The sequence below is a fragment of the Curvibacter sp. Hmag1.1 genome (assembly GCF_059769165.1).
The window spans coordinates 1,776,330-1,789,867 of the sequence record NZ_JBMBGX010000002.1; the positions used below are offsets into that span (position 1 = coordinate 1,776,330).

16 protein-coding genes are annotated in these 13,538 nt (G+C 56.1%); 13 read left to right on the top strand and 3 right to left on the bottom strand.

Annotation, left to right across the window (positions count from 1 at the left end; all coding sequences use genetic code 11):
* Positions 1-18: 18 nt before the first annotated feature.
* Both ACOAP0_RS09020 and ACOAP0_RS09025 read right to left on the bottom strand, forming a co-directional pair.
* Positions 19-1,431: a heavy metal sensor histidine kinase gene (locus ACOAP0_RS09020; protein WP_498377745.1), complete on the bottom strand. Its 1,413-nt coding sequence runs from the start codon at positions 1,429-1,431 to the stop codon at positions 19-21.
* A complete protein-coding gene (locus tag ACOAP0_RS09025) occupies positions 1,428-2,114 on the bottom strand; it encodes a heavy metal response regulator transcription factor (RefSeq protein WP_498391384.1) in 687 nt (228 codons plus the stop codon). The genes ACOAP0_RS09020 and ACOAP0_RS09025 overlap by 4 nt, the downstream gene beginning before the upstream one ends.
* Before the next feature lie 140 nt (positions 2,115-2,254).
* Between ACOAP0_RS09025 and ACOAP0_RS09030 the strand changes: the two genes are divergently transcribed.
* The 5 genes from ACOAP0_RS09030 to ACOAP0_RS09050 all read left to right on the top strand — a co-directional run bounded on the left by ACOAP0_RS09030 (position 2,255) and on the right by ACOAP0_RS09050 (position 6,302).
* Positions 2,255-3,361 carry a TolC family protein gene (locus ACOAP0_RS09030; protein ID WP_294766518.1) on the top strand — a complete coding sequence of 369 codons (1,107 nt, stop codon included), beginning with the start codon at positions 2,255-2,257 and terminating at the stop codon, positions 3,359-3,361.
* Between the two features lie 12 nt (positions 3,362-3,373).
* On the top strand, positions 3,374-4,786 hold the full coding sequence (locus ACOAP0_RS09035; protein ID WP_294766515.1) for a multicopper oxidase family protein: 1,413 nt from the start codon (positions 3,374-3,376) through the stop codon (positions 4,784-4,786).
* 38 nt (positions 4,787-4,824) lie between these two features.
* The gene (locus ACOAP0_RS09040) at positions 4,825-5,310 is read left to right on the top strand and encodes a cupredoxin domain-containing protein (RefSeq protein ID WP_294766513.1); all 486 of its coding nucleotides are present in this window, start codon (positions 4,825-4,827) and stop codon (positions 5,308-5,310) included.
* Between the two features lie 53 nt (positions 5,311-5,363).
* Entirely contained in the window at positions 5,364-5,705 is a 342-nt protein-coding gene (locus tag ACOAP0_RS09045; RefSeq protein WP_138517138.1) for a copper-binding protein, read from the top strand.
* Positions 5,706-5,828: 123 nt separating this feature from the next.
* Positions 5,829-6,302, top strand: a complete 474-nt coding sequence (locus ACOAP0_RS09050) for a DUF411 domain-containing protein (RefSeq protein ID WP_138517140.1) — start codon at positions 5,829-5,831, stop codon at positions 6,300-6,302.
* Positions 6,303-6,329: 27 nt separating this feature from the next.
* Here the strand turns inward: ACOAP0_RS09050 and ACOAP0_RS09055 are convergent, their stop codons facing one another.
* Positions 6,330-6,812 carry a hypothetical protein gene (locus ACOAP0_RS09055; protein WP_138517142.1) on the bottom strand — a complete coding sequence of 161 codons (483 nt, stop codon included), beginning with the start codon at positions 6,810-6,812 and terminating at the stop codon, positions 6,330-6,332.
* A 68-nt stretch (positions 6,813-6,880) separates the two neighbouring features.
* Here ACOAP0_RS09055 and ACOAP0_RS09060 point away from each other — a divergent pair, with 68 nt between their 5' ends.
* From ACOAP0_RS09060 to ACOAP0_RS09095, 8 genes are all read left to right on the top strand, one after another.
* Positions 6,881-7,288, top strand: a complete 408-nt coding sequence (locus tag ACOAP0_RS09060) for a hypothetical protein (protein ID WP_138517144.1) — start codon at positions 6,881-6,883, stop codon at positions 7,286-7,288.
* 134 nt (positions 7,289-7,422) lie between these two features.
* Positions 7,423-7,920, top strand: coding sequence for a hypothetical protein (locus tag ACOAP0_RS09065; RefSeq protein ID WP_138517146.1), 498 nt, complete (start codon positions 7,423-7,425; stop codon positions 7,918-7,920).
* 273 nt (positions 7,921-8,193) lie between these two features.
* Positions 8,194-9,582 carry a multicopper oxidase family protein gene (locus ACOAP0_RS09070; protein WP_498377743.1) on the top strand — a complete coding sequence of 463 codons (1,389 nt, stop codon included), beginning with the start codon at positions 8,194-8,196 and terminating at the stop codon, positions 9,580-9,582.
* 35 nt (positions 9,583-9,617) lie between these two features.
* The gene (locus ACOAP0_RS09075; protein ID WP_206022001.1) at positions 9,618-9,911 is read left to right on the top strand and encodes a DUF2933 domain-containing protein; all 294 of its coding nucleotides are present in this window, start codon (positions 9,618-9,620) and stop codon (positions 9,909-9,911) included.
* The gene (locus tag ACOAP0_RS09080) at positions 9,908-10,558 is read left to right on the top strand and encodes a methyltransferase family protein (protein WP_138517149.1); all 651 of its coding nucleotides are present in this window, start codon (positions 9,908-9,910) and stop codon (positions 10,556-10,558) included. The genes ACOAP0_RS09075 and ACOAP0_RS09080 overlap by 4 nt, the downstream gene beginning before the upstream one ends.
* A gap of 57 nt (positions 10,559-10,615) precedes the next feature.
* Positions 10,616-10,906 (top strand): heavy-metal-associated domain-containing protein, encoded by a 291-nt coding sequence (locus ACOAP0_RS09085; RefSeq protein WP_138517151.1) that lies wholly within the window; start codon positions 10,616-10,618, stop codon positions 10,904-10,906.
* Positions 10,907-10,931: 25 nt separating this feature from the next.
* The gene (locus ACOAP0_RS09090; protein ID WP_498391386.1) at positions 10,932-13,307 is read left to right on the top strand and encodes a heavy metal translocating P-type ATPase; all 2,376 of its coding nucleotides are present in this window, start codon (positions 10,932-10,934) and stop codon (positions 13,305-13,307) included.
* Positions 13,308-13,355: 48 nt separating this feature from the next.
* The gene (locus tag ACOAP0_RS09095) at positions 13,356-13,538 is read left to right on the top strand and encodes a hypothetical protein (protein WP_498377741.1); all 183 of its coding nucleotides are present in this window, start codon (positions 13,356-13,358) and stop codon (positions 13,536-13,538) included.

A 13,538-nucleotide genomic window follows, 5' to 3' on the forward strand; every position in this document is an offset into this window, starting at 1 on the left:
TGGTCTTGTCGGTCCGAATCAGACCGGCGCGTTGGTATTTGCTGTCAGGCCACTGGCTTTGGGAAACCGCAGCGTGAAGCGCGTCATGCCGGCCTCGGACGAAACCGCAATCCCACCGCCATGCGTATCCATGATGGCGCGTGTGATGGCCAGGCCCAACCCCGCGCCATCACTCTCGGGATGGGTTCGAGATTTGTCCACCCGGAAAAAGCGATCAAAGAGACGCGGTTGCATATCCGGGCTGATGGTGTTCCCAGGATTGGTGACGCTCACCTCCGTCCAGTCATGCGTATATTCAATGTGGATGGAGACCGTGGAGTCCGGCGTAGCGTGACGTATCGCATTGGAAAGCAGGTTGCTCAGTGCGCGCCTCAGCATCAGACGATCACCACTGATCGCGCCACTGCCAGTCAACTCCAGGCGAATATCCTTGTCCGTTGCCAGTGCTTCGTAGAAGTCGAACAAGGCCTGCGCCTCGACCTCTACCTCAACAGTCTCTTGGCTTGGCAGTGCCAGACCGTGCTCCGTTTTAGCAAGGAAGAGCATGTCCGACACCATTCTGGCTAGACGTTGCAGCTCCTCTGAATTGGATGCCAGCACGTCCTGGTAGTCTTCGTTGCTTCTCTTTGTCGATAGCGTGACTTGGGTTTCCGTCAGCAGATTGCTGATCGGCGTTCTGAGCTCGTGTGCCAAGTCTGACGAAAACTCTGAAAGACGACGAAAGTCTTCCTGCAGGCGGTCCAGCATGTCGTTCAAGGTGCTGGCTAGGTCCGCCATTTCTACCGGGACGGCTTCGACCGGCATGCGCTCTTCGAACTTGTTCGAGGTCACGGCTTGGGCACGCGTTCGCATGATCCGCAGTGGCGCCAATCCGCGGTTTGCAGCAAGCCACCCCAGCAATCCGCTGAACAGCGTGGCGAGAGTCACATAAAACACCAACGTCGTCTGAAAATGCGCCTGGAAATGATCGTGCGACTTGGTGTCCAAGGCTACCCACACTGCCAAAGGCTCATCCCGTTGGAAATCTGTGGCGATCAGCGTGCCCAATGCGCGGTACTGATGCCCTGCGTCTTGCCAGTTCGATACGCTTTGCGAGCGCAAATCCCGCCCGATTTGGCTTGCGTACCTGTCCGGTATCTTGAGCGGTGCAGTCTCATACAGAATCTTGCCACTGGCCTGAACCGCAACGATGAGTCCTTCATGGCTATGCAGTACGTCGTTCAGGCGATCCTCAAAATCCTTGCGCGACGTGGCCTTCAATGCGACTTCCTGGACGAGGTGGATCTTGTCCTCCAGGAGGCTGCGATCAAGGTCCTCGAAGTGCTGATTCATCGCCAGCGAAGTCACCCCTCCCAGGCCCAGCAGAACGGTGGCTGATGCCAGTGTGTAAAACAGGGTAAGACGGGTGGTGAGTGAGAAGCGCTTCGTCATGGCATGGTTAGCGGATTTTCCAGAACATAGCCCATGCCGCGTACGGTTTGGAGCAGCTTGGGCTCGAACGCGTCGTCAATCTTGCTGCGTAAGCGCCGCACCGCCACTTCGATAACGTTGGTATCACTGTCAAAGTTCATATCCCAGACCTGCGAGGCGATGAGGGAGCGTGGCAAAACCTCACCTTGCCGACGCATCAGCAGCTCCAACAAACCAAATTCCTTGGAAGTCAAATCGATGCGTTTTCCCGCACGGGTCACGCGGCGGCGCAGTAAATCCAGCTCCAGATCAGCCACTTTCAGTGAGGTGGCTTCGACACCAGACTTGCCGCGCCGCAAGATGGTGCGAACACGGGCCAGCAGCTCTGCAAATGAAAACGGCTTGACCAGGTAGTCGTCAGCGCCCAACTCCAGACCTTTGATCCGGCCCTCCACCTGGTCTCTGGCTGTCAAAAATAACACCGGAACTTCATTGCCTTTGCGACGCAGATTGCGCATCACCTCCCAGCCATCCATGCCTGGGAGCATCACGTCCAGGATGATGAGGTCATGTTCGTCTTCCAGGGCAGCGTGCAAACCGTCGTTTCCGTTGTGGAGCAAGTCCACGATAAAGCTGGCCTCTTTGAGGCCTTGGCGCAAGTATTCGCCCGTTTCGGGCTCATCTTCAATGATCAGTATCTTCACAGTCGGCGTCCTTTTCCCGAGTGTGCACCGACAGGCCTAGTCACTGCAGAAGATTACAAATTTGTAATCTGAACGACAGGTTGGCGTTGGGACTGCCTCGATAGAGTTCAGCCAGTTTCACACAACCCCAAAGGACTCTCATGCACCGTGTTCCGAACCAGCGACGCAAACCGTTACGGTTGGCAACGCTCGCTTTGTGCGCACTGGCTGGTGTTGCATCCGCCCAGCCGACCTCCCTAGAGCCTGTGGAGCAAGGCTCCACGGATTGGCGTAAAGCCAACGAAGCGGTCTCCCAATTCAAGCGGGGGCATGCCGATGTCCTCAAGTGGGAGCAAGCCAACGACACCGCATCCAAGGAAGCTCCCGCAGTAGCGCCGGACTTTTGGCTCAAGACGGCCGATGCCGCTGTTCGACAAGCATGGCGTGCGCGCCCCGAACTCGGATCGTCCCTATCCCAGCTGGGCGCAGCCAACCAGGAGCATATTGCCCAAGGGCGCTGGTTGGAGGTCGATCCTGCCGTACGCCGCCACGTGGACGAATTTGACGCGATTCTCGACACCGCAGTAGACGCCCGCAAAGCCTGGTGGGGGGCCGTGGCCGCGCAAGCCAGCCTAAAGTCGCAGCGCGACATGCAAGAAGCGTCTGCCGCCGCTGCCGAACTGGCCCGTCGTATGGCGCGCGTCGGCAATTGGAGTCGCATGGAACAGGCCCAGTCCCAGTCGAGGCTGGGTGGCGTCAAGCTGCAAACCCTGAAGGCAGAGGCTGAAGCCAAACAGGCCCACATTGCCTTGCTCAAAGCGCTCCGACTGCAGGGAACGGCATCTAGCGTGGGCTTGCCGGATGGTTTGCCAGACGTCAGCGCGCCACTGATCACCGCAGACGCTGTTCAAAAAGGGCTGAAGGCCCTGCGTCCGGTGCTCCCGCGTGCCGAGGGCATGCGCGTTCAAGCAACCGCAAGGCAGGCTTTTGACATTTATGAAGCTAGTTACGCCGCTGCCCGTCTTTCGCAAGAAGAGCAGACATTGCGGCAGTTTGTCTACGACGAAACCGTGCTTCGGTACAACGGAATGTTGTTGAGCGTCTGGGATCTCCTGGCAGAGACCGGCGCCCAGCTGCAGGCCAATGTCTCCGCGATCAATTCCAAGCGCGACCTCCTGATTGCCGAAGCTGATTTGCAACTGGTTTTGCAAGGCGGCGCACCTGCCAGCTTTGTGGGCGTGGGCGCAGGCGCCACGGCTGAGAAATAACTAGGAAACACCATGGATCAAACCAATTCCCGTCGTCGATTTTTTGCAGGTGCTGCTACTGCTGTAGCGGGTATGGCGGTGGCTCGCTCCGCGCTGGCCACCTTGCCGGAACCGGTCATTCAGACTTCAGTGAACACAGCGCCACCGCTCATTCCCACGACCGGGCGTCCCTACAACCCCGTTGTGACCCTGAATGGCTGGACCCTGCCATGGCGCATGAACAATGGCGTCAAGGAGTTTCACCTGGTCGCCGAGCCCGTTGAACGCGAAGTATCGCCGGGCTTCAAAGTCAATATGTGGGGCTACAACGGTCAGAGCCCAGGCCCCACCATTGAGGTGGTGGAAGGAGATCGGGTACGCATTTTCGTCACCAACAAGCTTCCTGAGCACACGACCATCCATTGGCACGGCCAGCGACTGCCCAGCGGCATGGACGGCGTGGGTGGCCTCAACCAGAAGGCTATTCCGGTTGGCAAGACCTATATGTACGAGTTTGTCGCGCGTCGGCCGGGGACATTCATGTACCACCCGCATGCGGACGAAATGGTCCAGATGGCTATGGGCATGATGGGATTCTGGGTGACGCACCCCAAGGAAAAACACCCCCATATCAGTGATGTGGATCGGGACTTCTGCTTCCTGCTGAACGCCTTTGACGTGGAAGCTGGGACCAAGACGCCCAAGATCAACACGATGACCGACTTCAACATCTGGTCTTGGAACAGCCGCGTATTCCCGGGCATCGACACCCTCAATGTGCGCCACAACGACCGGGTCCGCATCCGCGTGGGCAACCTGACGATGACCAACCACCCCATCCACGTCCATGGGCATGAGTTCCTGGTGACCGGCACCGATGGCGGGCCCACTCCGCCGTCCTCTCGCTGGTACGAAGTCACTACCGACGTGGCTGTGGGGCAAATGCGCCAAATTGAGTTTGTCGCCGACGAAGAAGGTGACTGGGCCATGCATTGCCACAAGAGCCACCACACCATGAACGCCATGGGGCATACCGTGCCCACCATGGTGGGGGTGGACCACCGGGGATTGATCAAGAAGATCCAGAAAGTCACACCCGATTACATGCTCATGGGCGAGCGCGGCATGGCCGACATGGGTGAAATGGAAATGCCCATTCCCGAAAACACTGCCCCCATGATGACCGGTCAAGCCCAGTTTGGTCCCGTCGAAATGGGCGGTATGTTCACCGTGCTCAAGGTGCGCAAGGACCAAAAGCCGGGGGACTACAGCGATCCGGGCCCGTACCAATTCCCCGCTGGCACTGTGGCCCAGGAATTCACAGGTGTGCTCCCTGAACCTGCGCGGCTGCGCTCAGAGATCGCCTCGGGCAAGCCCGTAAGCGACAAACCAACCCCCACCACCGTTCTGAATGCGCGCAAACCGTCGTCGCACTCGGGGCACTGATCTCGTACACCACTGTTTTTTAACCCAAGGAACCCACCATGAAGTTTGCAAAATTTGTCTCTTCCATCATCGCTGTCGCCAGCATTGCGGCAATTTCCACTGGAGCCCTGGCCAGCGGCAATCACGCCGGCGGCCATGATGAAGAGTCCGCCATCGGAAAAGCTGGCGTCGCCGCCAAGGCCACTCGCACAGTGACCGTGGAGATGGCCGATAGCATGCGCTACACCCCCTCTGAGATCCAGGTCAAGAAGGGTGAGACGATCCGCTTTGTGGTGAAGAACGTGGGCAAGGTCCGGCACGAGCTGAGCCTGGGCACCGAGAAAGAGCTGCTGGAACACTTGGAACAAATGAAGAAGTTCCCCGGCATGGAACACGATGAGCCCAGCAAGATCACGCTGGACTCCGGCAAACAAGGTGAAATCGTCTGGCAATTCACCAAAGCAGGAACCGTCAACTTCGCCTGTTTGATGCCCGGTCACTATGAGGCCGGCATGAAAGGTCAAGTGAAGGTCGGTGCCAAGTAAGCCGTACAGCTACTTCTAAAAATTTCGTTCTCTTAAGTACAGGATTTTTCAATATGAAACCCATCAAACGCGCTCTTACAGCTATCGCCGTCGTCGCGGCGACCATGGTCGGCGTGCCTAGCATTGCCAACGCACAGATGGACCATTCCAAAATGGATGCAACGCAGATGGCATCCATGACGGACGGTGAAGTCCGCAAAGTTGACAAGGAAGCTGGCAAGGTCACCATCAAGCATGGAGACATCAAAAACCTGGACATGCCCGGTATGACCATGATTTTTACGGCAAAGGACAAAGCAATGTTGGACAAGGTGCAAGCCGGTGACAAGGTGAAGTTTGCCGTGATCAACGACGGCGGCAAGCTGGTGGTCACCGAGATCCAACCCGTCAAGTAAGACTACCTGTACGCAAGTGAGGCTTGCAGGCAGTTTCCGGAAATAACAAGGCGCCGTTATGGCGCCTTGTTATTTGTCAAAGCGGAAATGGTGTTTTGTCGTCAAACTACAAAGGAGCAAACCATGGGCACTCAATTCAAGACCAGACTACAACGCCGAATGCTGCTCGGATCTGTGCTGATACTGGCACTGCCTTGTGTACATGCCGCCAGCCATGGCGCCTCTATTGAGGTGTGGAAAGACCCCAACTGTGGATGCTGCAAGGACTGGGTGACGCACCTGGAGAAATCCGGCTTCACAGTGAAGGTCAACCAAAACGGCAACGATGTGGTCCGCGAGCGCTTGGGCATGCCACGGCAATTGGGATCCTGCCATACTGCTGTGGTCGGTGGATATGTCATTGAAGGACATGTGCCGGCGAATGACATCAAGCGGCTGCTTAAGGAGAAGCCCGCAGCCCTCGGTTTGTCGGTACCGGGTATGCCGGTGGGCTCGCCCGGTATGGACGGGGCGTTCTACGGCGGACGCAAAGATGCCTATGACGTCCTGCTGGTAGCCAAGGATGGCAGCTCGCGCATCTTTCAGGGTTATCGCTGACTTGGAAAGTTCGTCTATACGGTGCTCCTAAGTTTGGTCCCCCAATCGCCGCTTGGACAGTGTCCAAAATACCGACATAGGGATCAATAACCATTGCAATATGGGAGACAGTCCGACTCCCCAAAGCGTTGGCATCCATGACGAATAGGCCCAGGCACGGGTCACGACGGTGTTATTCCATTCGCTAAATACCGTATAGCAAACCCCGAAAAAGACAGCCAGTAGAGCAATCCGCCAGTAGCGCTCCAGGGGCCAAGTCTTTCCGTTGGACAAAGCCAACGCGGCAAAAAAAGATAGCGACGCGATAAGAATGTCCCCGAGCGTGCAATGCACCACCGCAAACGCAATTTCTGTGGGTGGACTTTCGTACCAGAGTGTGTACAGGGGGAGTTGAAGTATTTCCCATGCGAAATTCAACATTCCAACCCAGGCGATATAGCGAAAAAACAGTTTTCGCTTAAGGAGATGTGTTGGCGGTAGAGTTTGATTGCTCATGTTGATGTGGGTCAATATCCAAATCCTAGAGGGACCTACAGTACAGACATTGCAATAGCAATTTTGTAACTCGCATTAAGCCCATGAAGTCATTCTTCAGTCATCGGAACACACGATACACCGCTGTCGTGATGTTGATGGTGTGGCTGATGACTTTGGGTGTTGGAATTGCCAATGCATGCTTGGTAAGTGAAGCACACGGCCACTTAGGGTCTGTGGAGCACGCTCAGGCGGCACACCATTCTGAGGCAGACGAGCACACACCGGAGCCAGACAAAGCGCTTTGCCTTACTGTGTGCGCTGCAGAACAAACAGCCGCGATCAAAGTAAAGCACCTGGACAGCCAAGCCGAATTACTGTGGGCACCTGTTGCGTGGGCAGCAGCACTCACGATTGCAGTTGACGATCTCAATGATCGATCAGAATCTCTAGCCGTTGCGAACTGGCGCGAGCCGCCAGTGTCAATCCGCTTCCTGCGGCTGACCATTTAAAACATTTTCCACGGGTGAGGTGTTTCGACGCACAGACGTCGGGATTCTTGTCTGTTTCATTGGTTCTGACGCCTTGCTGGGCTCTTTCAGAACGTCTCCCCATCCAGCCTTGTTTTGTAATTTTGGAGTTCACTATGACCACGCTTCGCCACACTGTTTTAACCCTTGCCATCGCCACAGCATCCCTGGGCGCCATTGCCCAGACCGATGCCGAACACACGCAACACCACGCAGCCGAACCAGCCAAGAAGACCCTGAAGGCGCCTGCTTCCAAATCATCCTCCAAGCCCTCAGAAGCTTTGGTCGCCATGGACGTAAAGATCAAAGCCATGCGCGAGATGCACGAAAAAATGATGACTGCAAAGACGCCCGAAGAACGCAAGGCATTGATGGTCGATCACATGAAAACCATGCAAGACAGCATGTCCATGATGGAAAAAATGGATTCCATGGGCGGCATGTCGATGATGGGTGACATGAAAGGCATGAGCAGTAAAGGAGCAGATGGCAAGCAAGGTGGCATGTCGATGGACATGGTGACGCACCACGAGGCCATGCAAAAGCGCATGGAAATGATGACCACCATGATGCAAATGATGATGGATCGAATGCCAGCATCACCCGCTCAATAGTCCCAACTTCCACCTAACCCTGAACACCAAAGAACCACTTTTAAGAGCTTGATAGCAAGGAAAATGACTATGTTGAAGAGAAGAGAGTTGTTTCATTTTGTGGGTGCCGCAACCCTGATGGCATCAGGCGTGGGAAACGCCATAGCGGCCGCGACCAAAAGATTCCAGCACTATCCGTTTGATCCCATAGCTGCCGAGAATTTTCAGCAAAATTTGTTCATTCCAGTAGACAGTGGGCCGTTTGGCATCTTGGACGTTACAGGACCACTCACCATGCGTGCTACACCGGGCAGTTTGTCGCTTCTGCCTGGCAAACCATCTCCCTTTCTGCTGTACCAAACGGAACAGTCTGGCAAGAGCTACCAGAACCCCATATTGCGCATGAACAGTGGTGACAAGCTCAAGCTCACGCTTCGCAATGAGCTTACAGAACCAACCATCATCCATTGGCATGGCTTGCAGACACCATCCAAGATGGACGGACATCCTGCCAGCACGATCGATGCGGGAAAAACCTTTGACTATGAGTTCAAAGTGTTGAGCCGGGGTGGTACCTATTGGTATCACACCCACGCCCACAACCTGACCGCCAAGCAGGCCTACAACGGCTTGGCCAGCTTCTTCCTGGTCGATGACGAAGATCAGCGTAAGCTGAACCAAACGCTTGATCTCAAACTGGGCGAGACGGATCTCCCGCTGGTGATCCAGGATAAGCAATTCAATGCGCAAGGGCAGTTGCGCTACCAGCCCAATGGACAGGAAGCCATGATGGGCTGGCTGGGCGATGTGATCCTGGCCAACCTGACACCCAATGCAGCCCTCAAGGTGCTTCCTCGCACCTACCGACTGCGCATTCTCAACGGCTCAAACGCCCGGATCTACCGGCTGGCATTTGTAAAAGACAAGGAACGCTTGGGATTTACCGTCATCGGTACCGATGGCGGCTTGATAGAAAGTCCTCAGTCTGCAACCGAAGCTTTTGTTGCACCTGGTGAGCGCTTGGACATTCTGTTTGACGCAGGGCAAGCCCAAGCGGGCGAAGAGGTATTCCTCAAGAGCCTGTCCTTTGATCCCATGGAGAACGAGGGGGACGCAGGCAGCATGCCCGGCATGGGCAGCAGCACGTCCCGGCTGGAGATTGGTGCTGATTTCAACATCCTGAAACTGACGGTCGGTGCCGGTGAGCGTGTCATTAATAAGCTGCCAAGTGCGCTTTCACGCATCGCCACCATTCCTCTGAAGGGCGCCAACCAGCGCAGTATCAAGCTGTCTCTGAGAGGCATGGACTTCTTGATCAATGGGCGCAAGTTCAACATGGACGAAAACGCCTTTGATGTGAAGCGCGGCACCAGAGAGGTTTGGACCATCAGCAATCCCAAGGTGGGAATGCCACACCCCATCCATCTTCATGGTTTTTCGTTTCAAGTGCTGGAGCGCATGAACAGTCCCCGACAGATCAGAGCCTTGGCAAAGTTTGGAAAGGGACTCACCGTCAGCGATTTGGGCTGGAAAGACACCGTATTGATTTGGCCCGGCGAGTCTGTACGTATCGTGATTGACTTCAGCCATGACTTCCCAGGAGATCAGGTGTTCATGGTCCATTGTCACAACCTGGAGCATGAGGATGCCGGGATGATGATCAACTACCGAGTCACAGGCTGAGCGATTGGCCTTCACTTTCTACAAAGGAGTTTCAAATGAACGATACGCATGGGATTGAGCAGCGGCATGAGCACTCGCCATCCCCAAAGTCATTCTGGCGAACCCGCTACGGCATCGGATTCTTGGTGTTGGGTGCTATCGCCACGTACTTTTTGCTGACCGAACATCTGGCACATGTGGTGGGAGCGCTCCCGCTACTGCTGTTACTTGCCTGTCCGTTTATGCATATCTTCATGCATCACGGCCATGGACACCACCACCATGGAGATGATCCGTCTCGTTCTGATGCCAGCAAGTCAACGTCATCCCGAAATGGAGATACGCCATGAACCATGATCAACCTGCCTACGGGCTGTGGACGCTGGTGATATTCAATTCAGCGATTTTCATCATGTTTGCCTACAGCTTCTTCAAGCCAGCCACAGCCCGGGACTGGCGAACTTTCGGTGCATTTTCGGCTTTCATCGTCGCCTTATTTGTGGAGATGTATGGCTTTCCGCTCACCATCTATTTGCTGTCCGGATGGTTGCAATCGAAGTATCCGGGCTTGGACATCTTGACCCATGATGCAGGTCACCTGTGGAGTACGCTGTTGGGTGAGAAAGGCGATCCCCACTTCGGCGCCTTGCATATTGCAAGCTACATCTTCTTGGGTTTGGGTTTCTATCTGCTCTCCAATGCATGGAATGTGCTTTACCACGCACAACGCCGCCATACCTTGGCAACTGCCGGGCCGTATGCTCGAATCCGGCATCCACAGTACGTGGCGTTTGTCTTGATCCTTTTGGGCTTTCTATTTCAATGGCCCACCTTGCTGACTTTGTTGATGTTTCCAATTCTGTTGGTGATGTACGGGCGCCTGGCGGTGACGGAAGAGGCAGAAATGCGCTATCAATTCGGGGCGGAATTCGAGGAATATGCGAAACATACGCCGCGTTTCTTTCCACGTTTCGGTCAGCAACCTTTGTCTACTTGAGTGGCGTTCTGCATTAGCAGCTAACAAGGGTTTTGAATCTACATCAAGGAGCTTTCAATGGAAATCTTAGAACTTAACGTCCAAGGCATGCGCTGTGGCGCTTGCGTGAAACATGTCACCAAAGCCCTGATGTCCGTTCCCGGAGTAGCCCACGTGGATGTGGACTTGGAGAACGGGCGTGCCAAGGTTAGAGCTGATCTACAAGCGGGGTCTGAATCGTTGATTGCTGCGTTGGCCAGTGAAGACTATCCTGCAACAGTCGTATCTATTGATGACGCGGCCGCACCACCGAAAGCGGGAGGCTGCGACTCTGGATCTGGCTCCAACAGCGGCTGCTGCTGCCGTTAGTCGTATCTCACATGAAAAGTTGACCATGAATTCCAGCCCTCAGCCAAGCCATTCGCACACGCATGCCCATGGGAATGGGCATCCCCCCGCAGATTCAACTCGCCACCATGTAGCTGCAGATGTCGAGTTGAAGGATCCTGTTTGCGGTATGGCAGTCACCCCCCAGTCAGTTCACCACTCGGAACACATGGGGAAAGAGTTCTTTTTTTGTGGCCCCAAGTGCAAAACGAAGTTTGATGCCAGCCCGATGCAGTACATGGGGGCGCCAAATGACGGGCCTCCCGTAAAACCTGTGTTGGCGGGTACTGTGTACACATGCCCCATGCATCCGGAGATACGGCAAGATCACCCTGGCAACTGCCCCAAGTGCGGGATGACGCTGGAGCCTGTGATGCCGTCGTTGGAGGACGAGCAGAACCCGGAGCTGGCTGATTTTGAACGCCGTTTTTGGTGGACTTTGCCCCTCACCGGAGTTGTTTTTGTACTGGCGATGTTTGGCCATCGATTGCAGTGGATGGACATGGCGGTGCAGAGCTGGGTTGAGTTCGCATTGGCCACTCCCATCGTGGTCTGGGCTGGATGGCCGTTTTTTGTTCGCGGCGCACAATCCATCGCTCATCGCAGTCCCAATATGTGGACGCTGATAGGTCTAGGTACAGGCGCCGCCTACGTCTATAGCGTGGTGGCAACCGTTGCTCCGGGGGTGTTTCCCGACTCCTTTGTGTCCATGGGCCGGGTGGCGGTCTACTTTGAAGCGGCGGCCGTCATCATTTCATTGACCCTGTTGGGGCAGATGTTGGAACTCAAGGCGCGTTCCCAAACTTCGGCCGCCATCAAATCCTTGCTGGGTCTGGCCCCCAAGACCGCTCGACGCATCAGGCCCGACGGGACAGAAGAGGACATTGAACTTAGCCACGTTCATCTTGGCGATCTGCTGCGTGTACGTCCTGGCGAGAAGGTACCCGTGGATGGGGTGGTCACGGAAGGCAGTAGCGCGGTTGACGAGTCCATGCTGACCGGTGAGCCCCTGCCAGTCACCAAACGGGTGGGCGACAAGGTCATCGGTGCAACCCTCAACACCAGCGGTTCCCTGGTCATGCAGTCCGAAAAAGTCGGTTCCGACACAGTGCTGTCTCAAATCGTGCAAATGGTCGCCCAGGCGCAACGCTCCAGAGCCCCCATGCAACGCATGGCCGATGTGGTGGCGGGCTACTTCGTGGTTGCCGTGGTGGGCATTGCCGTTCTGACGCTTCTGGGTTGGGGGCTGTTCGGGCCCCAACCTAGCTGGGTGTATGGCCTGATCAATGCGGTCGCCGTGCTGATCATCGCCTGCCCGTGCGCGCTCGGCCTTGCGACGCCCATGTCCATCATGGTCGCTACGGGCAAAGGCGCAGTCAACGGGGTGTTGTTCCGTGACGCGGCCGCCATTGAGAACCTGCGCAAGGTGGACACCCTCATCATTGACAAAACCGGGACCTTGACGGAAGGACGCCCCACGTTTGAGAAAGCGATCCCCTGTGACGGGCTGGATGCCGACGAGGTTCTGCGCTTGGCGGCCAGCCTGGACCAAGGTAGTGAGCATCCGTTGGCTGCGGCCATTGTGGCGGCGGCGCGCGAACGGAAATTGGTATTGGAGAAACCCGAGAACTTCGAATCTGGGTCTGGTATTGGTGTGCAGGGCCATGTGGCCGGCCGCCACCTGGTGCTGGGCAATACAGCGCTAATGCAACAAATCAACGTCTCTGTGGACGCCCTGACAACCCAGGCCGAAACCTTGCGTGCTGAGGGTGCCAGCGTGATGCACCTTGCCATTGACGGAAAACTGGCCGGTCTGCTGGCCGTGTCAGACCCGATCAAGGCCAGCACGATGGAGGCCTTGGCTTCCCTCAAAGCCTCTGGCATGCGTATCGTGATGGCCACCGGTGATGGCGTCACCACCGCCAAAGCCGTGGGTGCCAAGCTTGGGATCGAGGACGTGCATGGCGAAGTCAAGCCTCAAGACAAACTGGCGCTGGTAGACCTGCTGCAAAAGCAAGGCCGCATCGTGGCCATGGCGGGTGATGGGATCAACGACGCGCCAGCCCTGGCCAAGGCCAACGTGGGGATTGCCATGGGAACAGGCACGGACGTGGCCATGAACAGCGCACAAGTTACTTTGGTCAAAGGTGACTTGCGTGGGATTTCCCTAGCACTGGCGTTGTCCAATGCCACAGTGGGCAATATGAAGCAAAACCTGATGTTTGCATTCCTGTACAACGCCCTGGGGATCCCTCTGGCTGCGGGGCTGCTCTTCCCCTTCACCGGTTGGTTATTGTCCCCTATGGTTGCGGCCCTGGCGATGAGCTTCAGTTCGGCATCCGTTATTGGGAATGCCTTGCGCTTGCGCGGCAAAGCGCTGTAGCCGACTGCGTGTTTGGCATAGGAGGTCCACTTCGGGTTTAATTACAGCGTGCGCACCGTCCGCTTTTTACTTCTGATGCTGCTGAGCCTGGCAATCCCTCTGGCGGGATATGCGGGCTTGGGCGTGCCCAAGATGCCTTGCCCCATGGAAATGGCCGCAATGGCAGAGCAGCAGCTCAGTGGCGAAATGAAAGAAGCATCAGCCCCCCCCAATGGGCGAGTGCTGCAATGA